General features: G+C 43.3%; 21 protein-coding genes. 11 read left to right on the top strand and 10 right to left on the bottom strand.

From position 1 onward, the window contains the following. Nucleotides 1-38: 38 nt before the first annotated feature. The 3 genes from glgA to topA form a co-directional block, all read right to left on the bottom strand. Nucleotides 39-1,496, bottom strand: coding sequence for a glycogen synthase GlgA (gene glgA, locus MTF70_RS10015; RefSeq protein WP_042522112.1), 1,458 nt, complete (start codon nt 1,494-1,496; stop codon nt 39-41). After that, a complete protein-coding gene (glgC, locus tag MTF70_RS10010) occupies nt 1,486-2,703 on the bottom strand; it encodes a glucose-1-phosphate adenylyltransferase (RefSeq protein WP_205460883.1) in 1,218 nt (405 codons plus the stop codon). The genes glgA and glgC overlap by 11 nt, the downstream gene beginning before the upstream one ends. 608 nt (nt 2,704-3,311) lie before the next feature. Beyond that, nucleotides 3,312-5,942 carry a type I DNA topoisomerase gene (gene topA / locus MTF70_RS10005; RefSeq protein ID WP_005378351.1) on the bottom strand — a complete coding sequence of 877 codons (2,631 nt, stop codon included), beginning with the start codon at nt 5,940-5,942 and terminating at the stop codon, nt 3,312-3,314. Nucleotides 5,943-6,376: 434 nt separating this feature from the next. Between topA and MTF70_RS10000 the strand changes: the two genes are divergently transcribed. Continuing rightward, a complete protein-coding gene (locus MTF70_RS10000; protein WP_042522113.1) occupies nt 6,377-6,625 on the top strand; it encodes a YciN family protein in 249 nt (82 codons plus the stop codon). A 63-nt stretch (nt 6,626-6,688) separates the two neighbouring features. On the opposite strand, the gene aroA is transcribed toward MTF70_RS10000, so the two are convergent. Both aroA and MTF70_RS09990 read right to left on the bottom strand, forming a co-directional pair. Next, complete coding sequence (aroA, locus tag MTF70_RS09995) at nt 6,689-7,969, bottom strand: 3-phosphoshikimate 1-carboxyvinyltransferase (RefSeq protein ID WP_042522114.1); 1,281 nt, start codon at nt 7,967-7,969, stop codon at nt 6,689-6,691. A 290-nt stretch (nt 7,970-8,259) separates the two neighbouring features. Then, the gene (locus tag MTF70_RS09990) at nt 8,260-8,736 is read right to left on the bottom strand and encodes a glycine zipper 2TM domain-containing protein (RefSeq protein ID WP_005378348.1); all 477 of its coding nucleotides are present in this window, start codon (nt 8,734-8,736) and stop codon (nt 8,260-8,262) included. A gap of 39 nt (nt 8,737-8,775) precedes the next feature. On the opposite strand from MTF70_RS09990, the gene aat reads away from it, so the two are divergent. From aat to infA, 3 genes are all read left to right on the top strand, one after another. Beyond that, entirely contained in the window at nt 8,776-9,483 is a 708-nt protein-coding gene (gene aat, locus MTF70_RS09985) for a leucyl/phenylalanyl-tRNA--protein transferase (protein ID WP_005378347.1), read from the top strand. Continuing rightward, nucleotides 9,480-10,181, top strand: a complete 702-nt coding sequence (locus tag MTF70_RS09980; protein ID WP_005378346.1) for an arginyltransferase — start codon at nt 9,480-9,482, stop codon at nt 10,179-10,181. Before aat ends, MTF70_RS09980 begins: the two co-directional genes overlap by 4 nt. 81 nt (nt 10,182-10,262) lie before the next feature. Continuing rightward, nucleotides 10,263-10,481 carry a translation initiation factor IF-1 gene (infA, locus tag MTF70_RS09975; RefSeq protein ID WP_001040192.1) on the top strand — a complete coding sequence of 73 codons (219 nt, stop codon included), beginning with the start codon at nt 10,263-10,265 and terminating at the stop codon, nt 10,479-10,481. A 133-nt stretch (nt 10,482-10,614) separates the two neighbouring features. On the opposite strand, the gene clpA is transcribed toward infA, so the two are convergent. Both clpA and clpS read right to left on the bottom strand, forming a co-directional pair. Next, a complete protein-coding gene (gene clpA / locus MTF70_RS09970; protein ID WP_005387879.1) occupies nt 10,615-12,882 on the bottom strand; it encodes an ATP-dependent Clp protease ATP-binding subunit ClpA in 2,268 nt (755 codons plus the stop codon). 50 nt (nt 12,883-12,932) lie between these two features. Beyond that, nucleotides 12,933-13,253 carry an ATP-dependent Clp protease adapter ClpS gene (clpS, locus tag MTF70_RS09965; RefSeq protein ID WP_005378419.1) on the bottom strand — a complete coding sequence of 107 codons (321 nt, stop codon included), beginning with the start codon at nt 13,251-13,253 and terminating at the stop codon, nt 12,933-12,935. Between the two features lie 704 nt (nt 13,254-13,957). On the opposite strand from clpS, the gene cspD reads away from it, so the two are divergent. Beyond that, nucleotides 13,958-14,176: a cold shock domain-containing protein CspD gene (gene cspD / locus MTF70_RS09960; protein WP_005378407.1), complete on the top strand. Its 219-nt coding sequence runs from the start codon at nt 13,958-13,960 to the stop codon at nt 14,174-14,176. 185 nt (nt 14,177-14,361) lie between these two features. Here the strand turns inward: cspD and MTF70_RS09955 are convergent, their stop codons facing one another. Continuing rightward, nucleotides 14,362-16,587 carry an NADP-dependent isocitrate dehydrogenase gene (locus tag MTF70_RS09955; RefSeq protein ID WP_005378404.1) on the bottom strand — a complete coding sequence of 742 codons (2,226 nt, stop codon included), beginning with the start codon at nt 16,585-16,587 and terminating at the stop codon, nt 14,362-14,364. Nucleotides 16,588-16,898: 311 nt separating this feature from the next. On the opposite strand from MTF70_RS09955, the gene MTF70_RS09950 reads away from it, so the two are divergent. Then, nucleotides 16,899-17,600, top strand: a complete 702-nt coding sequence (locus tag MTF70_RS09950) for a pseudouridine synthase (protein WP_042522115.1) — start codon at nt 16,899-16,901, stop codon at nt 17,598-17,600. Between the two features lie 85 nt (nt 17,601-17,685). On the opposite strand, the gene MTF70_RS09945 is transcribed toward MTF70_RS09950, so the two are convergent. Beyond that, the gene (locus tag MTF70_RS09945; protein WP_017820027.1) at nt 17,686-18,363 is read right to left on the bottom strand and encodes a DUF2057 family protein; all 678 of its coding nucleotides are present in this window, start codon (nt 18,361-18,363) and stop codon (nt 17,686-17,688) included. 76 nt (nt 18,364-18,439) lie between these two features. After that, the gene (locus MTF70_RS09940) at nt 18,440-19,519 is read right to left on the bottom strand and encodes a porin (RefSeq protein WP_005378424.1); all 1,080 of its coding nucleotides are present in this window, start codon (nt 19,517-19,519) and stop codon (nt 18,440-18,442) included. Nucleotides 19,520-20,033: 514 nt separating this feature from the next. Here MTF70_RS09940 and dinG point away from each other — a divergent pair. The 5 genes from dinG to xthA all read left to right on the top strand — a co-directional run bounded on the left by dinG (nt 20,034) and on the right by xthA (nt 24,517). Beyond that, nucleotides 20,034-22,109: an ATP-dependent DNA helicase DinG gene (gene dinG / locus MTF70_RS09935; RefSeq protein ID WP_205460881.1), complete on the top strand. Its 2,076-nt coding sequence runs from the start codon at nt 20,034-20,036 to the stop codon at nt 22,107-22,109. Nucleotides 22,110-22,123: 14 nt separating this feature from the next. Then, nucleotides 22,124-22,909, top strand: a complete 786-nt coding sequence (locus MTF70_RS09930; RefSeq protein ID WP_005387866.1) for a TSUP family transporter — start codon at nt 22,124-22,126, stop codon at nt 22,907-22,909. Next, entirely contained in the window at nt 22,906-23,451 is a 546-nt protein-coding gene (locus MTF70_RS09925) for a primosomal replication protein (protein WP_033905048.1), read from the top strand. The genes MTF70_RS09930 and MTF70_RS09925 overlap by 4 nt, the downstream gene beginning before the upstream one ends. Then, complete coding sequence (rsmS, locus tag MTF70_RS09920) at nt 23,451-23,615, top strand: pleiotropic regulatory protein RsmS (RefSeq protein ID WP_005378432.1); 165 nt, start codon at nt 23,451-23,453, stop codon at nt 23,613-23,615. Before MTF70_RS09925 ends, rsmS begins: the two co-directional genes overlap by 1 nt. 95 nt (nt 23,616-23,710) lie before the next feature. Then, nucleotides 23,711-24,517 carry an exodeoxyribonuclease III gene (gene xthA, locus MTF70_RS09915; protein WP_005378433.1) on the top strand — a complete coding sequence of 269 codons (807 nt, stop codon included), beginning with the start codon at nt 23,711-23,713 and terminating at the stop codon, nt 24,515-24,517. Nucleotides 24,518-24,594 lie beyond the last annotated feature (77 nt).

Below are 24,594 nucleotides of genomic sequence, written 5' to 3'. Positions count from 1 at the left end.
AAGGCACCTCATTCGGTGCCTTTCGTTACAATTTTAAGTCAAACTAACGCTGAGTGGTAAAGCTGCAAATAAGATTCTGCGGCCTTTTGCCAACAAAAGTCTTGTTGCATCGCGTGCAACTGTACTTTATTCACTTCAGGCTCGTTTTGAGCGTAGAGCAACAGTGCCCTTAGCATCGTTAACAACAATGCCTGCGGTGTCGGTTCGAAAAAAACAAACCCCGTTGCTTCAGATGGGTTTACATCATAATCGCTAACGCTGTCCTTTAAGCCACCAACACCGCGTACTATCGGTAATGTCCCATAAGCCATACTATAGATTTGGTTTAAGCCACATGGTTCAAACTCAGAAGGCATCAAGAAGAAATCAGAACCAGCTTCAACGATATGCGCAAGTTCATTGTCATACGCTTCTACAAAGGCAAATTTGCTAGAAAACCGCGCGGCAACCTCTCGTAACTGAGCGGCAAGAACAGGGTCTCCGGTCCCAACGACAACTAGCTGAACATCGTGCTTCAAAAAATCGGCCAAAGCAGGCAACAAGTAATGAACGCCTTTCTGCTGGGTCAACCGACAAACCATACCGAACATAGCTACATTTTTTTCGGGCAAATTTAGTCGTTGTTGTAATGCTTTTTTACAAGCTTTCTTCCCTTGCGACATACTTTGCTGGTCGGCGCAGTAATTAACCGGCAAGTAGGTATCAGTTTCCGGATTCCAAGCGCTGTAATCACAACCGTTCAAAATACCAACTAAGTCCTGCGCGCGTTGCTGAAACTCCCAAGCCATTCCATGACTGCCAAGCTCTGTTTTTAGTTCCTCTGCGTACGTAGGGCTAACCGCGTTTATCTTATCTGCATTCATTACACCAGCTTTAAGCATCGTAATATGCGTTGCACTCACCGCAGCATCGGGAACGTTTCTATAATGAAACTCTGGCAAACACTGCACGTCTTCATAACTAAATACGCCTTTAAAGACCGCATTGTGAATTGAAATGACGCTTTTAGTATGAGCAAAAAACGGATCATTGCCATACCTGTGCTTGAGCAAAAATGGAACAAGACCTGTGTGCCAATCGTTCGCGTGTATGATATTAGGTTGAAAGGCGAGCTTGGGTAACATATCGAGACATGCTGCACTAAAAAACGCAAAGCGCTCGCCGTTATCAGTATACGCTTGGTTGTTCTCCGCATACATTGATGGTCGATTGAAATACGGCGGACAATCAATCAGGTAAACAGGATTTTGACCTAACATGAGCCGCAAAACTCGATACTCCGTATGCGGCCATGATGTTAATTCTGTTTCTAATACAACTTCTGCGTCTGCGAGTTTATCAATACTGCTGTACGCAGGGATGGTAATTCTTACGTCTTGCTGTAGGTTTTGAAGGGCTTCCGGTAGTGCCTTGGCAACATCTGCCAAGCCACCACTTTTAATGAGGCCTTCAACCTCAGAAGCTACAAACAGAATAGATAAGTTGTTAGTAGCCAACTCGAGCTCCTTTCGGAATAACAACAATGCCCTCCTCAGACACGTGGAAGTGTTTTTTATCTTCTTGAAGATTCACACCAATCTGAGTACCAGGAGCAATATCGGCATCCTTGTCGACAATCACACGACGTAAAACACATCCTTCGCCAATTTTTACGTCACCAAGAAGTATACATTCGCTGATATCGCAAGCAGAAGCAATATTACTGCGAAAACCAAGCACCGACTTTTCGATTCTTGAGCCTCTAACATAGCTGCCATTACACACTAAACTATCGATTATCTGCACACGACCATTATCAGAGTCGGTAAATGTCGCAGGTGGCAATGGTGGGTAGTAGGTATGCAATGGCCATTTACGGTTGTACAGCGAAAATGGTGCATCTTTTTCTAGCAGATCCATATGCGCTTGCCAGTACGCATCAATAGTTCCGACATCACGCCAGTACACCTCTTCTTTTTCGCCACTGATTTTGTTGGTACTGAAGTCATACACGAACACATCACCTCTAGGGAATATCTTTGGAATGATGTCCTTTCCAAAATCATGTGATGAAGCTTCATTATCCGCATCTTCGACCAACTCTGAGAACAGTACCTGAGCTTCAAAAACATAGTTACCCATTGAAACTAAAGCGTAATCCGGGTCACCAGGAATCGACTTCGGATTTGCTGGTTTTTCTTCAAAGCCAATCATACGGCCTTCACTATCCACTTCGATAACCCCAAATTGCGACGCCTCTTTTAGTGGCATGCGCAATGCAGATACCGTCAGAGAAGCCTGCTTTTCTGAGTGGAAGTTCAGCATTTGTTTGATATCCATCTTATAGATATGGTCAGAGCCAAAAATACAAACTTGCTCTGGTTCCTCTAACTCCATAAAACGCAGGTTTTGATAGATCGCGTCCGCCGTCCCTTCGTACCAACGTTTACCAGTACGCATTTGAGCGGGAATAGGATCGATAAAGCGGTCTGTAATGCCGTTGATGTTCCACCCCTTTTTTAAGTGATGGAATAAAGATTGAGATTTAAATTGGGTTAGGACGTAAATGCGCATCAGGTCCGCATTAACAAAATTGTTTAGAGCAAAATCGATCAATCGATAACTACCACCAAACGGTACCGAAGGTTTACTGCGAGATTCCGTTAAAGGTCTCAAACGAGAGCCTTCACCGCCAGCAAGAATCATTCCCAAAACACCAGCCATTTGTTGTTCTCCATATCGTTATAGCTTGGATTTGGTACTCGCTTGAATGAGTCATACTCGGGGAGTCAAGCGAATACATTTAGCAACCGTCTCTGAGTTTCTGTGAACTCTTACAACACGGATAAAAAAGCTACGGCACTTCCAGTATGCAACGTCCACTCTTTCCTTATTTTTTGACGCAAACAATGCACACAGTTGCACTAATTTTTGTAATAAATTATCTAAGCGGGTTCTAAATTACAATTTTTAATACGCCATTCTGTGTACCATACAGCTCTTGCGTACTCAAGACGATATCTAGATCACACATGGAAAAGCAAACGATTACATTGTGAAAACAATTTACGAACGGATTCACTACACCGCCGATTTTTTAGCCCAATGTATAACAAATATGTGAATGCAAAATGAAAGTTACAACAAATATTTTTTACATAAAAAATACATCAGCGACTACGAAATATTGATGCTGGGATCTTCTCGCGTCAGCAAAACTCAGTCAAAGCAGCAAAGAGCTATACGAACAACACAGTGGCCTTTACGCAAAAACAAAACGCAAAAAAGGCAGCGATATCGCTGCCTTTTTACATTACTTAGATCGTACGTTTTTATGCTTTCGCTTTTTTACGCTTATCAGTGACTTCCCACTTACCGTCAACAAAGAGCGCTGTCCAACCACTTGGCTTACCGTTCTCTTCCGAACGAACGTAGTTCTCTTTTGTTTTACGGCTAAAGCGTACAACAGCAGGACGACCATCAGGATCTTCTTGCGGCGCAGTTGCTAGGTATTTGAACTTCTCAGGTAAACGCTCTTCAAAACGCGCCAGTTCAGCAACCAAAGGAGCACGTGTCTCGCGCGATTTAGGGAAGTTGCTTGCCGCCATAAATAGACCTGAAGCACCATCACGAAGTACGAAATACGCATCTGAGTTTTCACATGGCAACTCGGGGAAATGAACAGGATCTTCTTTCGGGGGCGCGACTTCGCCATTCTTCAAGATCTTACGAGTGTTCTTGCACGTTTCGCTCGTACAATCCATGTATTTACCAAAGCGACCGTTCTTAAGCACCATATCAGAGCCACATTTGTCACATTCAACAACTGGACCATCGTAGCCTTTTACTTTGAACTCGCCGTATTCAACAAGGTAGCCTTCACAGTTCGGGTTATTACCACAAACATGCATCTTACGCTTGTCATCAATCAGGTATGCGTCCATCGCTGTTTCACAGATCGGACAACGCTTTTTAGCACGAAGAGCTGCGGTTTCAACGTCTTCTTCTAGAACGTTAATAATACCTTCTTCGTCACCCAAGTTGATGGTTGTCTTACAACGCTCTTTTGGTGGTAACGCGTAACCTGAACAGCCTAAGAATACACCTGTTGAAGCAGTACGGATGCCCATTGGACGGCTACACGTCGGACACTCGATATCCGTCATGACGATGTGGTTTAACTTCATACCGCCTTCTGACTCATCCAGCTCCGCTTTTTCAAGATCGCCAGTAAAATCAGCAAAGAAGTTGTCTAACACAGCTTTCCAGTTCACTTCACCTTCAGCGATTTGGTCCAATTTCTGTTCCATACGCGCAGTAAAGTCGTAGTTCATCAAATCGTTAAAGCTGTCATCAAGGCGGTCAGTAACAATTTCACCCATTTTTTCAGCGTAGAAACGGCGCTGATCAACTTTCACGTAGCCACGATCTTGAATCGTAGAAATGATCGATGCGTAAGTCGACGGACGACCAATACCTCGTTTCTCTAGCTCTTTAACCAGTGCTGCTTCAGTGTAGCGCGCAGGTGGCTTTGTAAAGTGCTGTTTAGGGTCAAGTGACTCTAAGCTTAGCTTATCGCCAAGTTGTACCGCAGGAAGGATTGTATCCTCGTTTTTGCCCATTGGACGCTGTACACGAGTCCAGCCGTCAAATTTAAGGATACGGCCTTTCGCTTTAAGCGTGTATTCTGCCGCTTTTACACTGATGGTTGTTGAATCGTATTCTGCTGGCGTCATTTGACACGCTACAAACTGATTCCAAATCAAAGCGTAAAGTTTGTGCGCATCAGCATCGACACCTTGCAGGTCTTCCGCCTTAACACCCACATTTGAAGGACGGATCGCTTCGTGCGCTTCCTGTGCCCCTTCTTTGCTACCGTACGTCAATGGTTTCGCTGGCAGGTACTTATCACCAAACTCAGAACCAATAAAGTCACGTACAGCGTCCACAGCCTCGGCACTTAGGTTAGTCGAGTCAGTACGCATATAAGTGATGTAACCGGCCTCATAGAGGCGCTGAGCTAGCATCATGGTCTTTTTCACGCCGTAGCCCAGACGTGTACTCGCTGCCTGTTGAAGCGTAGAGGTGATGTAAGGTGCTGAAGGCTTGCTCTTTGTAGGGCGGTCTTCACGCTTACATACTTCGTAACTTGCATTCTCAAGTACAGACATCGCTGCTTTGGTTTCTGCCTCATTAACTGGCTTAAACGCAGAACCGTCTTTCTGAGCAACAAGCAGTTTAAAGTCCGCTTTGTCTTTCGTTTTCGTATTCGCATGAATGTCCCAGAACTCTTCTGGTACAAACGCGTTAATCTCACGCTCACGCTCAACTAACAGTTTCACCGCAACAGACTGCACTCGACCAGCAGATAAGCCACGAGCCACTTTTTTCCAAAGTAGAGGTGAAACCATAAAACCAACGACACGGTCCATGAAGCGACGTGCTTGTTGGGCATTTACACCATCCATGTTCAGCTCACCAGGTGTCTGGAAAGCTTGTTGGATCGCGTTTTTCGTAATTTCGTTAAAAACTACACGTTTGTATCGCTCTTCATCGCCACCGATGATCTCACGAAGGTGCCATGCGATTGCTTCCCCTTCGCGGTCCAAATCGGTTGCGAGATAAACGCAATCTGCGTCTTTGGCGAGTTTTTGTAGTTCGTTGACAACTTTTTCTTTGCCTGGAAGGATTTGGTAATTCGCTTCCCAGTCATGATATGGGTTAATCCCCATCTTTTTGATCAACGCTTTGCGGTCTTTCTCTTTTTTAACGCGCGCTTTCTCTTCCGGACTCATCCCTTTAGTTGAGATGGCTGCGGCTTTTTTCTCACCAGTGCTTTGACCGGCCGTAGGCAGATCACGCACATGACCAACACTAGACTTAACAATAAAGTCTTTACCAAGGTACTTATTTATCGTCTTTGCCTTGGCTGGTGACTCCACTATAACGAGTGATTTACCCATAACTGACTCTAACGTCCTTCATAATAATGCGGGTAGAAACCTTGTTTAAAGGCCACCCGCATAATGTTCTATTTCATTGCTTCTTTTTTTACTATTGTGCGAGATGAAAAGAAGATCAACTGCTTTTTTGAAATTCAGATCCGATTGGTTGACAATTCATCGTCTTTATACTTCAAAGAGACAGGGTTCTGAAAGGTATTGAGCGGCATATCTAAACAGGCAAACTTAGCATCCGCTAATCCAATGCAATAAATTTTGTTACCCATCACAAAATAGTTTCGTTCAATACTCTGCCATCTTCCTCCGCATCATATTTACACTCTAAAAATTGATCTGTTTAGTCTTACTGAACGATTGACTGAATTAATCATGCAAACCCATTTTAGTTGTAGGTATACTCAGCGTTCTTAACTGAATAGAATGGTAGAAAGAATATGTCTGATAGAACGCTTATCGAAGAGTTCGACCTTCTTTTGATCGCTAACCAAATCATCCAAGAGCACGATGATTACATCGAGGGAATGCGAGCAACAAGTGTAGAAGAAAAAGAAGGTGTTTTAGTTTTTAAAGGTGAATACTTCCTTGATGACAAAGGTTTACCAACTTCAAATACGACTGCAGTATTCAATATGTTCAAATACTTAGCGCATCACCTTTCTAAGGAATTTACGCTGGTTAAATAGTATTGGGAAACAAAAAAGCCAGAGTGTTATTCACTCTGGCTTTCCTATTTTAGGTCAGAATATTTAGCAGCTTAAAGCCTTAAGTTTGTCGAAGTAGTCAGGGAACGTTTTCGACGTACACTTTGGATCATTAATCGTCACAGGTGTATCACTAAGTGCCACCAGCGAAAAACACATCGCCATACGATGATCATCGTAAGTATCAATCGCAGCATGCTTTAACTGAGAGACAGGTTTGACGATGATGTAGTCTTCCCCTTCTTCCACTTCCGCACCAACTTTACGTAACTCAGTCGCCATAGCTGATAAACGGTCTGTTTCTTTTACACGCCAGTTATAAACGTTACGAATAGCGGTAGTGCCTTCGGCAAATAGCGCTGTTGTCGCGATGGTCATTGCTGCATCAGGGATATGGTTGTAATCCATATCAATGCCTTTTAATTGACCAACACGAGAAATTACGTAGTCATCACCCCATTCAATTTCTGCACCCATTTTTTCAAGCGCATCAGCAAATTGAATATCACCTTGAATGCTGTTTTTACCGATACCCGTGACTTTAACTTCTCCACCTTTGATGGCTGCCGCCGCCAAGAAGTAAGAAGCAGAAGACGCGTCACCTTCAACCAAGAAATCACTTGGAGCGATGTATTGCTGACCGGCTGGGATCACAAACTCTTGATAGTCATTGTTGATCACATCGACTCCAAACTGCTTCATGATATGCAGGGTGATATCGATATAAGGCTTAGAAACCAAATCGCCTTCGATGTTGATGCGAATTTCACCTTCAGCCAATGGCGCAGACATTAAGAAAGCGGTCAAGAACTGACTTGAAATGGACCCATCGATAGAAACTGTACCTGCTTTTAGGCCAGTACCAATTATTTTGAGAGGCGGAAAGTTCTCGTTTTCCATGTACTCAACGTTCGCACCAGCATCTTTCAGTGCCGTGACAAGGTGACCAATTGGACGCTCTTTCATACGAGGTTCGCCCGTCAGTACATACTCCCCTTCTCCAAGACAAAGAGCCGCAGCTAATGGTCGCATCGCAGTGCCAGCATTGCCGAGAAATAACTCTACCGGCTCTGAGACAGAAAACGGACGCCCAAGGCCGTCAACGAGACATTCTGTTTTATCTTCGGAAAGTTGGTATTGAACGCCTAGTTTAGTCAGCGCATTCAGCATATGACGAATATCATCACTGTCGAGGAGATTAGTAAGGCGAGTTCTGCCTTTAGCAAGAGCAGCAAGTAAAAGAGCTCGATTAGAAACACTTTTAGAGCCAGGAAGGTTCACTTCCCCTTGAATTTTATTGATAGGTTGTAACGTTAGGCTTTCCATTAAAAGTTGATAATCCTTTGTGCCCTCAACATACGATTTTTTATGAGGGCTAAACAATTCTTCGTGAATTCAGACTACCCAAAAAAACACGACAAAACCAGAGTAAATCGGCGCTAATTTATGAATATCCTCAAGCAGCCTAAAGATACAGAATTAAAGGCATTGCCAGCGATGTAAATCAGAGCGAAAGAAGCACGGCGAAACAGCAAACAATTTCGACTTTATTTGACGATAAGCCAGCCCGACTGTACATGCCTGATTAGGCTTCGTTAGACTAAAACAACCTAGGGTTAATAAGTGATATCAACCCTGACTCCATCATCAAAATATAAAATACGAACTTCATCCCCTCGACTAAATAACATATTTTTATCAACATCTTGGATGACATTAATTAGCTTATCACCCTTCACTTTGATGAGTAGCTCAACTAACTTATATTCAACCGTGTATTGGTAATTACTTTGGTTTTGAGCAACTGCGGCACCTGCAAGCGCACCCACTGCCGTCGCGACTTCTCTTCCCGTACCGCCACCAAATTGATTACCGACTAAACCACCGATAGTGGCACCAAGTAGTGTCTTCCAACCGTTACTTTTCGATTGAACAACCTCTTGTTGAGTAATATAACGGACAGAGTCAATCTTCCCGTAAACTACTTCATTAACTGGCTTGGCAACATTTCTTTCATAGGCTGCGTTGGCGACAAGTGGTAAAAACAGTATGATCCCAAGCCATACTTTTACGATATTTCTTAACCAGGTCATCATAAACTCCTCTGACTCCAATGTTGGTAACGACTTCTTATGGCTATTTATTTAACTGAACTCGATGAAACGTTCAACTTTCCCTCACCCTATAAAGCACTCAGCGACCCCAATGGTTTGCTGGCTTTTGGTGGTGACTTAAACCCCATGAGAATCCTCAATGGTTACTATCAAGGCATTTTCCCTTGGTATGGTCCTGGTGAACCTATTTTATGGTGGAGCCCTTCTCCGCGCGCTGTGTTTGACCCATTGCAGTTTAAGCCATCTAAAAGTCTCAAAAAATTTCAGCGTAAACATAACTATAAAGTAACACTCAATTTCGCGACAGAAGAAGTGATTAGACTATGTTCTTCAACACGCCCTGCAGAGGAAACATGGCTCAACGAGGAAATGCAAACTTCCTACATTGAGTTAGCCAAACTTGGTCACTGTCACTCTGTAGAAGTATGGCATGACAACAACCTGATTGGCGGACTATATGGCATCTGCGTGGGCCAACTTTTTTGCGGGGAGTCGATGTTTAGCCTAAAAGATAACGCATCCAAAATTGCATTGTGGTACTTATGCAACCATTTGGCGTCAAAGCAAGGTCAATTAATCGATTGCCAAGTTATGAATTCTCACTTGGCATCACTTGGCGCATTTGAACTTGAGCGTGACGAATTTATGCAAAAACTACTATCTTTAAGAGAAAAGCAAACACTATTTGATGCCTATCAGCCCCAAGTTTTGCAGGATTCAGTATGAGTACGGATATACAACATATTCGAATAGGGTTGACGAATAATCACCCTTGTAGTTATTTGCCTGAACGGCAAGAGCGGGTTGCGGTGGCGCTTGATGAAAGGCTGCATACTGAAGAAAATTACCAGTTGCTCATGGCTAACGGTTTTCGTCGTAGCGGAGATACCATATATAAACCGCATTGCGAGCATTGCACCGCTTGCCAGCCAATTCGAGTCTCGATTCCAGACGTTAGACTATCAAAAAGTCAGAAGAGGCTGCTTAATAAAGCACAGTCTTTACGCTGGGAAATGAAACCTGAAATGGATGAGGAATGGTTTGAGCTTTACAGTCGGTACATCTGCAAACGGCATAAAAACGGCACTATGTACCCACCAAAGCGTGATGAGTTTGCTCGATTTGCTCAAACCAGCTGGCTGACAACGTCGTTTTTACACATTTACGATGAATCAGATCAATTGCTCGCCATTGCAGTGACAGATTTGATGCCACAATGCTCGAGTGCTTTTTATACTTTCTTTGACCCTGACTACGAGTTATCTCTTGGGACATTAGCGGTGCTTTATCAAATTAAATACTGCCAAGAAAACAAACAACAGTGGCTATATTTGGGATATCAGATTGATGAGTGCCCAGCAATGAGCTACAAAACACGCTTTCAACGCCACCAAAGGCTAGTAAATCAGCGTTGGCGAGGGTAGAATACGCCTCAACTTTACATAATTACTATTTAGCGGCAGAATATAGCCCGCTAATATTGCCTAATTTCTAAAGAGGATTAAATGGCTAAAGAAGACGTAATCGAGATGCAAGGCACAGTCCTTGACACTCTACCAAACACTATGTTCCGTGTTGAACTTGAAAACGGTCACGTTGTGACTGCTCACATCTCTGGCAAGATGCGTAAGAACTACATCCGTATCCTAACGGGTGACAAAGTAACTGTAGAGATGACTCCATACGACCTGTCAAAAGGCCGCATCGTCTTCCGCGCTCGTTAATCTCTGATTTTCGGATGCAATAAAAAACGGAGCAAGCTGCTCCGTTTTTTATTGCACAATTTTTTCCGATTTAGTTCAGATAAAAAAGCGCACGATCTTCTCGTGCGCTTTTGCGTTTGTTACCGACTAACGATTAATGCATCGCTGTCTCTTTCTCACTTAAGTATTCAAACTCAAGCGTATCGTTGACCAGCGTTACTTTCACTGTACCGCCGTCAACTAAAGATCCAAACAACAGTTCGTTAGCCAAAGGCTTCTTAAGCTGTTCTTGGATAACACGCCCCATTGGGCGAGCCCCCATAGCTTTGTCATAACCTTTATGTGCTAACCAATGGCGAGCGTCTTGCGATACTTCCATTGAAACGCCTCTCGCATCAAGTTGCACTTGCAGTTCAACAATGAACTTATCAACCACTTGATGGATAACGCTTTCATCAAGGCTGTTAAACCAGATGATGTTATCAAGACGGTTACGGAACTCAGGAGTAAACACCTTCTTAATTTCCGCCATTGCATCGTGACTGTTGTCTTGTTGAATCAAACCAATTGATTTCTTCTCGGTTTCCGCCACACCTGCGTTAGTTGTCATAACAAGAATGACATTACGGAAGTCTGCTTTGCGACCATTGTTGTCCGTTAGCGTACCGTTATCCATGACTTGCAACAACAGGTTAAAGATATCAGGGTGCGCTTTTTCAATCTCATCAAGTAATACGACCGAGTGTGGATGCTTAATAACAGCATCGGTTAGCAAACCACCTTGGTCATAACCGACATAACCAGGAGGCGCACCAATTAAGCGACTTACGGAGTGACGCTCACCATACTCAGACATATCAAAACGAAGTAGCTCGATACCTAGAAGCTTAGATAACTGCACCGTCACCTCTGTTTTACCAACCCCTGTTGGGCCTGCAAACAAGAATGAACCAACAGGTTTGTTGTCTACACCTAAACCTGCACGTGTCAGCTTGATCGCCTCGGACAATGCATCAATCGCATTATCTTGACCGAATACCAACATCTTCATTTTGCTATCTAAGTTTTTCAAAATGTCTTTATCTGAAGAAGAAACCGACTTCTCTGGAATTCGCGCCATTTTGGCAACCATTGATTCGATATCAGCCACTCCGACCGTTTTTTTACGACGGCTTGCAGGAGCAAGACGACTACGAGCACCAGCTTCATCAATGACATCAATGGCCTTATCTGGTAGATGGCGTTCATTAATGTATTTAGCCGACAGTTCTACCGCGGCACGCAGTGCTTTATTGGTATAACGTACTTCATGGTGAGCTTCGTACTTCGGCTTCAAGCCCATCAAGATTTTAGTTGTATCATCCAATGAGGGCTCTACAACGTCTATCTTTTGGAAGCGGCGAGACAACGCACGCTCTTTCTCGAAAATGTTGCTGTATTCTTGGTATGTCGTCGAACCAATACAACGCAACTTACCGCTACTTAAAAGAGGCTTAATAAGATTTGCTGCATCGACTTGACCACCAGATGCCGCGCCTGCACCGATGATGGTATGTATTTCATCGATGAACAAAATGGCATCTTCTTCTTTTTCAAGTTGTTTCAAAATCGCCTTGAAGCGCTTTTCAAAATCACCGCGGTATTTGGTACCAGCGAGCAAAGAGCCAATATCTAGTGAATAAATCACGCTGTTTTGAATAACCTCAGGGACCTGCCCTTCGACAATTCTCCATGCAAGACCTTCCGCTATGGCTGTTTTACCAACCCCTGCCTCACCCACTAGTAGTGGATTATTCTTGCGGCGTCGACAAAGTACCTGAATAGTGCGCTCTAACTCTTTATCACGTCCAATGAGTGGGTCGATGTTTCCATCTTTAGCGACTTGATTAAGATTCGTCGCAAAGCTTTCTAAGCGTTCTTCAGAATTAGGCTCTTCAACACTTTCTGAGCTAAACGAGTCTGATGATGAATCCTCACCTGCACCTGATGCTTTAGTAATACCGTGGGAGATGAAGTTAACAATATCTAATCGGGAGATGTCATTTTTCTTCAGAAGGTAAGCGGCATGCGACTCTTGCTCACTGAAGATAGCAACAAGCACGTTGGCGCCTGTTACTTCATTACGACCAGACGACTGTACATGAAAGACGGCGCGTTGTAGTACACGTTGAAAACTCAAAGTCGGCTGCGTTTCACGCGTCTCATCACTATCTGGGATAAGAGGCGTAGTTTGATCGATGAAAATATCGAGTTCGTTGCGTAAAGCGTCAAGATCCGCCTTACAAGCTAGAAGGGCTTCCTTAGCTGCATCATTTTCCAACAATGCAAGTAGGAGGTGTTCGACAGTCATAAACTCGTGGCGTTTATCTCGCGCCCGAGCAAATGCACCGTTAAGGCTTGACTCTAGTTCTTTATTTAGCATAAGTACCTCCCGAAAAAACAACTGGGGTTGTTCGAGCAAGTCTTCTTTGTTTACGCTTGCTCCATAGTGCAAAGTAGCGGATGTTCATTTTCCCTTGCGTACATCGTAACTTGCGCTACTTTTGTTTCGGCAATTTCTGCGCTGTATGTGCCGCAAATTGCCTTTCCTTCATAGTGGACCTGAAGCATGATTTGAGTTGCTTTATCAATATCATGTGAGAAAAATCGCTCAAGCACCTCTATGACGAAATCCATAGGTGTATAGTCATCATTATTGAGTACGACATTGTACAGCTTAGGTGGCTGGACTTTCGTACTTTCTCGCTCCAGAAGATCAGAGTCCGGAGTGACCCATTCAAAATTTTTACTCATGGCAATCTAAAGATATCGTATCAAAGGGTTGATGTTTTCGACCTATAAAAACAATCTACCACAAGCGTGCAGCGCGGTGTAGTGAGTTATGGCACCGAATTCGATCTTTGATCGATAAAAGTTGCTACCTAATATAGAGACTAATGCACGTCTTGATACGGCGCAAATAAAAGATGCTTGTCGATAAGTTACACATTTTTTCTTATAAAAGAACTTTCTATTTATTGCTTTTGGACTATTGCAAACCACCCCATCATCTTCTATCTGGATCACACTTCCTCATTGAGAATACGGTAATTATCACGAAAACTTCATTTTTTATTCAGTCAGAGGATTCTTCTCCCATAAGCAACACGGACAGTATGGCTTTTTCAGTATGAGCCACTTCATAGGCAAATTGACTAAACTTCTGCGTATATACGAAAAACTGTTTGCAAATTTGTTAATCTCAAAAGTGATTTGTTTTCAATTATGTTTCTGTTTGTTGCTCACTGCTATTGACTGTCGAAATTCATTGACTACAGTGGAAAGTGTCGATGCATAAATCATCATTTTGAAACTTCTCTTCTTTAAGTGGTTTGATGAATGTGACTTATCATTGATTTGACGTTTGTTGGCATTCGCTGACAATGGTAGTACCAAGTTAAAGGTATAACTTGGTTGCAGTAACAACATCAGTAAAAAATGCATGAGGGATGTAAAGCATGGCTACAGGTACAGTAAAGTGGTTTAACAATGCCAAAGGATTTGGGTTTATTTGTTCAGATGAAGAAGAGGGAGATATCTTTGCCCACTACTCAACTATCCAGATGGACGGTTATCGTACACTGAAAGCAGGCCAACAAGTCTCTTACGAGATTGAAAAAGGTCCCAAAGGCTGTCACGCGAGTAGCGTCGTGCCTCTTGAAGGCCAAGCCAAATAATTAGAGCGCTGTCGAAATATAAAAATATTGCTCTCGAAACACCACGTTGATGTTTTGAAGAGAAAAATAAACCCGCCAAGATAGCGGGTTTCTTACTATTTAGAGCACGTGTTACAAAAGGAACACTTACAACGCACTTACAGGATAGGAAACACGCCGAAAACGACGTGTTTTTTAACACTAACTTACTTGTTAATGATTGCGTTAAAGGTTTCGCTTGGACGCATCAATTTAGAAACCAATGCATCGTCTAGTAAGTAGTAACCTCCTAGCTCACCTTTCACGCCTTGCGCATTATTTAGCTCAGCAACGATCGTTTCTTCCTGCTCTGACAGCGCTTTTGCAATTGGTGCAAATTCAGCAGCAAGATCCGCATCATCCGTTTGCTCTGAAAGCGCTTTCGCCCAGTAAAGTGCAAGATAGAAGTGGCTTCCACGGTTATCTAGCTCACCCACTTTGCGTGACGGAGATTTGTTGGTGTCTAAAAACTCACCGGTCGCTTTATCTAGTGTATCTGCGAGAACCTGAGCCTTAGGATTGTTTGTCGCTACACTTAAATGCTCTAACGAAGCTGCAAGCGCTAGGAACTCGCCCAAAGAATCCCAACGAAGGTGATTCTCTTTTTCTACTTGTTGAACGTGCTTAGGAGCAGAACCACCAGCGCCTGTTTCAAATAGACCACCACCATTCATCAATGGAACAATAGATAGCATCTTAGCAGACGTACCTAACTCGAGAATTGGGAACAAGTCTGTTAGGTAGTCACGAAGAACATTACCTGTAACAGAGATAGTATCTAGGCCCGCTTTCATACGCTCTAGTGAGTACTTACAAGCTTCAACAGGAGATAGGATCTTAATCTCTAGACCGTCAGTATCGTGATCTGGTAGGTAGGCGTTTACTTTCTTGATGAGCTCAGCATCGTGCGCGCGGTTTTCATCTAGCCAGAATACAGCTGGAACACCTGTTGCACGTGCGCGAGTCACTGCTAGTTTAACCCAATCTTGGATTGGTGCGTCTTTAACCTGACACATACGGAAGATATCACCTTCTTCAACCGCTTGCTCTAACAGTACGTTACCTGAAGCATCAACAACGCGAACAGTACCCGCAGCGTCTAGAATGAATGTCTTGTCGTGAGAACCATATTCTTCAGCTTTCTGAGCCATTAGACCAACGTTAGGTACGCTACCCATAGTGGTTGGATCAAATGCGCCGTGCTCTTTACAGAAATCAATAACCGCTTGGTAAATACCTGCGTAGCTACGATCTGGAATCATCGCTTTGGTGTCTTTTTGTTTACCATCTGGTCCCCACATTTGACCCGAAGAGCGAAGCATTGCTGGCATAGAAGCATCTACAATAATGTCACTTGGTACATGTAAGTTTGTGATACCACGATCAGAGTCAACCATCGCAAGTTCTGGTTGAGTTTGGTAAACCGCTTGAATGGCCGCTTCAATTTCTGCTTTTTGCGCTTCAGGTAGAGACTCAATTTTTGAGTAAACATCACCGATGCCATTGTTTACATCAACACCTAGCTCTTCAAACAGCTTACCGTACTTATCGAAAACGTCTTTGTAGTAAACTTTTACGGCATGGCCGAAAATGACAGGGTCAGAAACTTTCATCATCGTCGCTTTCATATGAAGAGACAGCAGCACGTCTTGTGCTTTCGCTTCAGCAATCTCTTTCTCGAAAAATTCAACCAACGCCTTCTTCTTCATTACTGAAGTATCAATGACTTCTTTATCTAGTAATGGGAACGCAGACTTAAGCTCTTTAACTGTACCATCATTACCGACAAACTCGATTTTGACCTCTGTTGCACCAGAGATAGTTGTAGACTTTTCGCTACCAAAGAAGTCATTGTCTGACATGCTCGCAACATGGGACTTAGATTCTGCTGACCATGCACCCATTGAGTGTGGGTTTTTCTTCGCGTAGTTCTTAACCGAAGTCGGAGCACGACGGTCTGAGTTACCTTCACGAAGTACTGGGTTAACCGCACTACCTTTGATTTTGTCGTAAGCCGCTTTAATCGCTTTCTCTTCGTACGTGCTCGGCTCTTCTGGGTAGTTTGGTAAATCGTAACCTTTCGCCTGAAGCTCTTTAATCGCCGCTTTAAGCTGAGGAACTGAAGCTGAAATGTTAGGTAGCTTGATGATATTTGCTTCTGGAGTTTGAGCTAGTTCACCAAGCTCAGTCAACGCATCGCCAATGCGCTGTTCTTCTTTTAGATGCTCTGGGAAGTTAGCGATAATTCGACCTGCTAGTGAAATATCACGAGTATCTACATTGATGCCAGACGATGCTGTGAATGATTGAATGATTGGTAGTAATGAATAAGTTGCTAGCGCCGGCGCTTCATCAGTGATGGTGTAGATAATTGTAGGTTTTTCTGTAGGCATGAAATTTCCCTATTTTTTAATCAACTTGTTGGCTGATCAACTCAGCGTCTGAGTTGGTTTAATTGACGCATTGCTGCGCGTTAGCAGTACATGTCTCCTCACTAACGCCACATGCGGTTCGCACTCTTTGTTGTAGTTTGAAGCTCTAAGCTCTGAATCCATGAGTGCACTGATATAATTAAACAAATAACACGAATTAGTCTATCATTCTGTGCGCGTTTGTTAGTTTTAGGCGCGCAAATCATATCCGATCATGAGAAAACTTAAAACTTTCAAACACAGTTCATTTACATTTTTGCAGGGTAGTTAACATGTCATCTCGTACAGGTCAGGAAAAAGGTCGCAGTCGTAACCAGTCTAAAACGGGCCATTTTAAACACTCAGGAGCTCGCAATGGCTCGAAGACTCGTACTCAGCAAGACCGCCGCCCTAATCGCCCAACAAAGAGCCAAAAGCCAAAAGTGCCCCCTAAAGATCGTAAAGTCATTATTTTCAATAAGCCTTACGATACGCTCAGTCAATTTACCGATGGCGATGGTCGCAAAACGTTAGCGGACTATATCCCGATCAAAAATGTCTATGCGGCTGGCCGATTGGACCGAGACAGCGAAGGTTTAATGGTACTCACTAACGATGGCATCTTGCAGGCGAAGCTAACGCAGCCAAAGTCAAAATCGCCGAAGACTTATTGGGTTCAAGTCGATGGCGCTCCTCAGGAGCAAGATCTTGAAAAATTGAGAAAGGGAGTAGAGCTAAAAGATGGTATGACTCTACCAGCCGAAGTTGAAGTTATTCCAGAACCACAAGTCTGGGACAGAACGCCTCCTGTTCGTTTTCGAGCAAATATCCCTACAACTTGGTTAGCCATTACCATTATTGAAGGAAGAAATCGTCAGGTGCGTCGCATGACTGCGCACATTGGCTTCCCTACCTTGCGCCTCATTCGTCATTCGATGGGTGATATCGTCCTTAACGACCTAATGCCTGGTGAATGGAGAGAAATCTCTCTCTAATAAGCAGAAAAGATAAAAGCAGGCTTAAAGCCTGCTTTTTAGATTCGTACTTTTTCAGTTAAGCCCTATCTAATGAACTAAGGGATTACTGCTCAGCAAGCCAGTTTTTAAAGGCCTCTTTTTCCGCCGGAGACGCTTTCTGGTACATCGTCTTTAATACATCAACCATTGGGCTGTCGTTCGATGCGGCTGTTGAACGGGTATCACTAGTCTCAACTCGAGGCTCGATATCACTTACTGATTGTTGATGCTGATTCACAGTTACATAGCTAACAGCAACACTCGCGATACCGCCAGCAATATTGTAGTTACGAGTTTCTTGAGGGTAATTACGACCAATTTGAACACCATCTGACTCTAATACATCTTCGACCAAAGCAATAGGTTGGCCTTTGGTATCCAGTAATTGCCAATCTAGAGGCGAGATGTTGTTTTGCGCTTGGCGAAGAGTTTTAAACTCTGGCAGTTCAAACGTTAGCTTTTCGTTTTCAGCATCAAATTTAGCAACGATTACATCACTGTAAACCGTCTTAAGGTTTTCGTTAATTTCGAATGTAGGTTGATATTTGAAGACAATTTGATTCGTTCCGTCAGGTAGTTCGATTGTCTTCTCACTAGAAAAAAGACCACCTTCTAGATCTGGCTTCTCCATGTTGACGGCCAATAACTTCACGTCTTCTGGAACCACTAAAGTCGTTGCAGCGTAGAGGTTTGTACTGGCAAAAATAGACAGTGCCATTGCCACTTTTAATGATAACTGCATAGAATTTTTCATCCTTATCTTCATAGTAAAAGACCCAGCATATAGCTGGGTCTTACAATATCAAACTGGGTATTGATTACCAGTAGAAACGAGCACCAACACCGAAGTTAGTTGCGTCGTCTGTGTCTTTGTTGTCGAAGTCAGTACCTTCGAAAGTGTAACCCGCTTCTGCGAATACACGTGCCCATTTAGAGAACTTGTATTCAACACCAGCGTAGAACCAAGAAGAGTCTGCGTCTACTTTACCTGCTTCGTCAGTAGACTGAGCTAGGTACTCGTAACCAGAGTATAGAGTTGTTTTAGGAGCGACAGCGAACATACCAGCTACAACGATGTAGTGTGAATCAACTGTTGATTTACCTAGCTTATCTTCGTTTTCGTTGTAGTAGTACGTAGCACCTAGAGTGTGCTCGTTTAGTGCGTACTCAGCAGTTACTTCAAAAGATAGGTTTTCGTTATCAGTACGCTCTGTGTGAGAAACTGTTTGCTCTACACCATTAAGAACTAGTTTTTTCTCTTTAGTTACGTTGATGTCGTTGTTCGCAGTAAGTACACCAGCGTGTAGAGATAGGTCGTTGAAAGATTTACCAACGAATACTTCTAGTACTTCTTCGTTAGAATCTTTTTCGCCTAGCGCGTAACCAGCTTTTAGCCAGAACGCGTCATTTTCGTAAGCGTATTTGATTTGAGAATCGTTGTTCCAAGCGTGACCGTATGCAGTTTCCGCTGCGTTACCACCGAAGAAGTAAGAGTAATCTGCGAAGTATACGTCATCAGCCCAAGTACCTTCTTTACCGAAGCGAAGAGTACCCATATCACCCATATCAAAACCGATGATGTGGCGACGTACGTATACAGAGTCATCTGTACGCTCGCTTGAATCAGCACCTGCGTCGTAGTTGTCACCTAGAGCAACACCGATTTCAACTTCACCCAGAACTTTTAGGCTTTCGTCAACAACGTAAACCGCGTTCACACCAGTACGAGAAGAGCTAGTGTTTAGCTCTGCTGTGTGATCAGTTTTTTCTGTGAATAGAAGAGTTGGACGTAGCTGACCGTAGAAATCTACAGAACCTTCTTCAGATTTGAATACTTCAGCTGCGTTCACTGAAGTTGCAGACGCAACTACAGCTAGTGCTAATAGAGTTTTTTTCATAATTAATCCACTGCCTTTTCTTAGTTCGGGATATCCTTGTCCGGTTCCCTTTTTTTATATGTTTGAGGTAGAGCGTTAACAAAACGTTATACAGCACCTCCTCAAAATCTGGAGCTAAGAGTGCAAAAGATTATTCTGGCTGTCAAATTTTCTAAATACCAATGTAAAAAAAACAAAATGCCATTATAAAACAATAACTTGATAAGTTTACCTTTATTTATTCGACGAACATCTAACCAATCTCCATTATTATTTGTAATTTACAAAATTATTAACAAATGGTTTTTTAATCCAATAAGTAAATTTAAAAAAACAAAAAAAGAATAAAAACCCACAAATCAGACCAAGTTGGAGTTTTATATTTTTCATATAATGAAATTAATTTCATTAAGATAAGGTTCAATATTTTTTTGTGAAGGAGATCTACATTCCTTATAAAAGCATTCCGTTTTGTGAACTACTGTACAACTAGTGATGTGTGCTACTATTCGCCTCCAACGCATTTGAGGCCCGTATGCTGACCAGTAACATTCAAAAATCGATTCGTAATAGCTATCAAAACCTTCAAGATCAACTTGATAACTTTGTGCCTAGAAGAGCACAAAACTACCTTGTTGCAGAGATTGCAAAAACGCTGTGCGGTCAGTATCACAAATCTAACCGAATACTCGTTGCAGAAGCAGGGACTGGAATTGGTAAATCGCTCTCCTATCTAATGGCGACCATTCCCGTGGCTGTACATAACAATAGAAAAGTGGTTATCTCAACGGCGACCGTCGCTCTGCAAGAGCAGCTCATAAACAAAGACCTCCCTCTTTTTCGTCGGATTACCGACCGAGAGTTTTCTTTTATTTTGGCAAAAGGCCGTCAACGCTATTGTTGTGCAGAAAAGCTCGCTACTGCTAGCGGTGCTGATGGTGGCCAGTTAGCCATGTTTGAAACCAAACCTAAGCAAAAAGATATAGAGCTGTTAGAAACAATGCATCGCTCTCTTGCGCAAGGTAAATGGGACGGTGACCGTGATTCTTGGCCTAAACCCATCGACGATAAGCTTTGGCAACTGATTGTCAGTGATAAACACAGTTGCAATAACAGTTTACCAGGCCACCGCGGCTGCCCATTCCAAAAAGCGCGCTCAGAGTTGGATAAAAACGATGTCATCATTGCTAACCACTCTCTCGTCATGGCAGACGCAGATTTAGGTGGCGGCGTGATTTTACCTGAGCCAGAAAATACGATATACGTCTTCGACGAGGCACATCACTTACCTCACGTCGCTCGTGACCATGCTTCAGCATCTGCGAGTTTAAAAGGTGCGGCAGCATGGCTTGAGAAGTTAAATCAGTCGATTAGTAAGTTTTCATCACTCGCAGACGAGAAACGCGTAGCTCGATTTCGCAACGACCTTCAAGACGCGGTTCAGAACTTGATACCGGCACTGACTCAATTGCCCAAACAGTTCGACCCAGCTCAATTTGAAGAGGGTATCTACCGCTTCGAACACGGTGAACTACCTGAGTGGCTAGAGAACCAATCCAAAGAACTAAAACAGTTCAGTAAAAAAGCAAATCAGAGCGTGGCAAAAATTGCCGACCTTATTGCGGAAAGAGTAAAAGACGGGGAGCTTGCGACAAGGTTGGCTGAACCAGCGCTTGCAGAGCTCGGTTTCTACATTCAAAGGTTAGAAAACCTAGCGCAAGTATGGCATTTAATGGCTGAACCAACTCGTGAAAAAGGTGCGCCTTTAGCTCGCTGGTTAGAAACCCACCCCGATCGCGAGGGTGATTTCATTGTGAGTGTTTCGCCACTTGAAATTGGATGGCAACTCGACCAACAGATTTGGAGCAGATGTATTGGCGCCATTTTGGTTTCCGCAACGATGCGTGCATTAAACTCTTTCCATTACTTTTGCCATCAGGTTGGTATTGATGGAAAACCAGAATCAGGCACTCAGTTTTTAGCGCTTGCGTCACCATTCGATTACCAAAACCAGGCAGAATTGCTCATCCCTGCGATGAAATATGAACCACCAGCGCCTCAATTTACTGAATATCTTATCGAGATATTGCCTAAGTACTTGGAAGACAAGAAAGCCAACTTAGTATTATTCTCATCCTATTGGCAGATGAACCAAGTCGCGAAGGCACTCTCTTCGGAGTTCATAAAAAAAGGCTGGGCGTTGCAAGTTCAAGGTGAAAGCTCACGTCAAGAAATTCTAAAAAAAAATAAAAAGCTAATAGAATCAAATAAAACCAGCGTCTTATTTGGTACTGGCAGTTTCTCTGAGGGGCTAGACTTACCTGGCGAATTACTTGAAAACTTGGTGATTACAAAAATTCCATTTGGCGTTCCAACCTCCCCTGTTGAGCAGGCTCATTCCGAATACATTGAGAAAAAAGGAGGAAACCCGTTTATGCAAATAACTGTACCAGACGCAAGCAAAAAGCTGATCCAGAGCGTAGGTCGCTTACTGCGTAAAGAGAGAGACTCTGGTAGAGTAACGATTCTTGATCGACGCCTAGTCACTAAGCGATACGGACAAGCCTTAATCGACTCACTACCTCCATTTAAACGTAAAATAGAATATTAGAAGAATCACCATTTATGGAAATGATTGAGCCAACCATGCTGTTGGTGTTGGCGCTTGTCGCTTTTGTCGCAGGATTTATTGATGCAGTTGCCGGTGGTGGTGGCATGCTTACCGTACCTGCTCTACTTTCGCTAGGCTTGCCGCCTCATATTGCACTAGGCACCAATAAACTTGCCGCTACCTTTGCTTCTTCTACTGCAGCATTTACGTACTACAAAAAACGTCTATTCAAACCTCAATGCTGGAGGCGTGCATTCGTGGCAACACTCGTCGGAGCGACATTAGGTACGCTATTTGTAGATGCGATTAGTACGGATTGGCTGGAAAAAGGATTGCCGCTTGTTATTTTGGCGGCAGCGTTGTATACCGTTTTTCATAAAACACCCCACTCTGCTCATCAAAGTCCAATACCCGAGCCTTGCCCAAAACTTCATAAAAAACAGTACATGCAAGGCTTATCCATAGGATTCTACGACGGACTCGCAGGGCCTGGAACTGGGGCTTTTTGGACAGTAAGTTCAATGGCGCTGTACCGACTGAATATCTTGCTCGCCTCTGGCTTAGCAAAAGCAATGAACTTTACCAGTAACTTTACCTCTTTGATCACTTTTGCATTCCTCGGACACATCAACTGGGTGCTAGGCTTAACAATGGGAGTATGTTTAATGGCTGGTGCTTTTGTTGGCGCGCACTCCGCTATTAGATTTGGTTCTAAATTCATTCGTCCTGTATTTGTTACTGTCGTCAGCATACTAGCCATTAAATTGGCTTATGACGCATGGTTTGTAGGCTTGTCATGAACATTTCTCAACTCCAGGAAAATCTAGAACAAATGGCGAAGCAAGCCGCTGTTCTTGACCGTCAAAGAGGCGAACATCATGTTCCGCTTTTTGATGAGCGTTTATTTGGTTGCCGCTCTCGCTTACTTACTCCTTGCGTAAAAGAAGCAAAAGCCACGCTGGATGCGATTGTGCGTGAGCAAAATGAAGGTAAGCTCACCGCTTTGCGTGCTGAGTACCTCACTGAACGGTTAGTGGCGCAAATCGGTGCAATTCAACGCGAGATTTCTACCACTAAAATTCGTAAGAATGAAATCAAACATAGCAGCTATTTCCGCAAGCCTATCAACGTGCTTTATCAGGAACTCGCTCAACACCAAGAGTGGGCAAGACGCTTGCGCGAGATGGTGTTAGAAAAAGAACGTGCTGTCGAAAGCGCTCCGAGTTTTATGCGTGCCGACGCTCAAAAAGTATTACTAGCAACCGAGCAACGTTTAGCGCGTTGTGAAGCAGCACTTCTTAAGCTAGAGAACCAAATTACACATAGGGAAAAACATCAATAATGGCTGATCAACCAACCTCGCCTTTAGATGACGCACCTGAAGAGATCAAACTGGCTGTCGATTTAATCTATTTGCTTGAGAGCAATGAGATAGATCCAGAAGTTGCGCTTAACGCTTTAAAGATCGTGCAAAACGACTTAGAAAACAAATTAAAAGCAAAGTAGCTCAGAGCGTTTCAATCCTTTCACCGAGACTCATTTTCAGTGCTCTTACACAATGATACTATTCATAAAAAAGTACGCCCCCAAAAGGATAAATAATGAAAGTAATCAGCTTTAACATCAATGGACTACGTGCGCGACTGCACCAACTCCAAGCGCTAATCGACAAACACCAACCTGATGTGATTGGTCTTCAGGAAATTAAAGTTCACGATGAAGCATTCCCGATTGAAGCTGTCGAAGCCATGGGCTACAAAGTGTATTTCCATGGTCAAAAAGCACATTACGGCGTAGCAATGCTTTGTAAGCAAGAGCCTCTACACGTACAAAAAGGGTTCCCGACGGATAACGAGGAACATCAAAAGCGCATGATCATGGCAACGTTTTTAAATGAAAACGGCGAAAAGGTCACTGTGCTAAACGGCTATTTCCCTCAAGGGGATAACATCAGCCACGAAACCAAATTCCCATACAAGCGCCAATTCTATAAAGATCTGATGACCTACCTAAACGATCATCACAATAACGACGAGCAATTGATTGTTATGGGTGACATCAACATCAGCCCTATTGATGCAGATATCGGTATCGGCGAACCAAACCGTAAACGTTGGCTAAAAACAGGTAAATGTTCATTCCAACCTGAAGAGCGCGAATGGTTGAAAACCTTACTAGACTGGGGCTTTGTGGACACCTTCCGTAAGCTATACCCAGAGGTGAACGATCAATTTTCGTGGTTTGACTACCGTTCTCGCGGTTTTGATGATAACCGTGGCCTACGAATTGATGTCATTTTGGCAACCCCTTCTCTAGCGGAAAAGTGTATTGAATCTGGTATCGACTATGAGCTTCGTGGTATCGAGAAGCCTTCAGATCACGCACCAATCTGGTCAACATTTAAGTAATATATTGCAAAGCTATAAGCGAGACTCAACGCTAAGCTTAGTCCAATAAAAAGGGAGACTCAGTCTCCCTTTTCATA

Source organism: Vibrio sp. 2CM40D, from assembly GCF_023161825.1.
GTDB lineage: Bacteria > Pseudomonadota > Gammaproteobacteria > Enterobacterales > Vibrionaceae > Vibrio > Vibrio alginolyticus.
The sequence above is the reverse complement of the archived record's forward strand: the minus strand, read 5'-3'. Positions and strand labels throughout refer to the sequence as shown.

Bases quoted from the DNA above. Each gene is read 5' to 3' on its own strand.
- topA (WP_005378351.1), bottom strand. From the start codon at position 5,942: ATGGGTAAATCACTCGTTATAGTGGAGTCACCAGCCAAGGCAAAGACG.
- MTF70_RS09945 (WP_017820027.1), bottom strand. From the start codon at position 18,363: ATGCAGTTATCATTAAAAGTGGCAATGGCACTGTCTATTTTTGCCAGT.
- MTF70_RS09990 (WP_005378348.1), bottom strand. From the start codon at position 8,736: ATGACCTGGTTAAGAAATATCGTAAAAGTATGGCTTGGGATCATACTG.
- MTF70_RS10000 (WP_042522113.1), top strand. From the start codon at position 6,377: ATGTCTGATAGAACGCTTATCGAAGAGTTCGACCTTCTTTTGATCGCT.
- rsmS (WP_005378432.1), top strand. From the start codon at position 23,451: ATGGCTGATCAACCAACCTCGCCTTTAGATGACGCACCTGAAGAGATC.
- MTF70_RS09940 (WP_005378424.1), bottom strand. From the start codon at position 19,519: ATGAAAAAAACTCTATTAGCACTAGCTGTAGTTGCGTCTGCAACTTCA.
- clpA (WP_005387879.1), bottom strand. From the start codon at position 12,882: ATGCTAAATAAAGAACTAGAGTCAAGCCTTAACGGTGCATTTGCTCGG.
- glgC (WP_205460883.1), bottom strand. From the start codon at position 2,703: ATGGCTGGTGTTTTGGGAATGATTCTTGCTGGCGGTGAAGGCTCTCGT.
- aat (WP_005378347.1), top strand. From the start codon at position 8,776: ATGGCTATTTATTTAACTGAACTCGATGAAACGTTCAACTTTCCCTCA.
- clpS (WP_005378419.1), bottom strand. From the start codon at position 13,253: ATGAGTAAAAATTTTGAATGGGTCACTCCGGACTCTGATCTTCTGGAG.
- MTF70_RS09950 (WP_042522115.1), top strand. From the start codon at position 16,899: ATGTCATCTCGTACAGGTCAGGAAAAAGGTCGCAGTCGTAACCAGTCT.
- aroA (WP_042522114.1), bottom strand. From the start codon at position 7,969: ATGGAAAGCCTAACGTTACAACCTATCAATAAAATTCAAGGGGAAGTG.
- MTF70_RS09930 (WP_005387866.1), top strand. From the start codon at position 22,124: ATGGAAATGATTGAGCCAACCATGCTGTTGGTGTTGGCGCTTGTCGCT.
- MTF70_RS09955 (WP_005378404.1), bottom strand. From the start codon at position 16,587: ATGCCTACAGAAAAACCTACAATTATCTACACCATCACTGATGAAGCG.
- dinG (WP_205460881.1), top strand. From the start codon at position 20,034: ATGCTGACCAGTAACATTCAAAAATCGATTCGTAATAGCTATCAAAAC.
- MTF70_RS09980 (WP_005378346.1), top strand. From the start codon at position 9,480: ATGAGTACGGATATACAACATATTCGAATAGGGTTGACGAATAATCAC.
- cspD (WP_005378407.1), top strand. From the start codon at position 13,958: ATGGCTACAGGTACAGTAAAGTGGTTTAACAATGCCAAAGGATTTGGG.
- infA (WP_001040192.1), top strand. From the start codon at position 10,263: ATGGCTAAAGAAGACGTAATCGAGATGCAAGGCACAGTCCTTGACACT.
- xthA (WP_005378433.1), top strand. From the start codon at position 23,711: ATGAAAGTAATCAGCTTTAACATCAATGGACTACGTGCGCGACTGCAC.
- MTF70_RS09925 (WP_033905048.1), top strand. From the start codon at position 22,906: ATGAACATTTCTCAACTCCAGGAAAATCTAGAACAAATGGCGAAGCAA.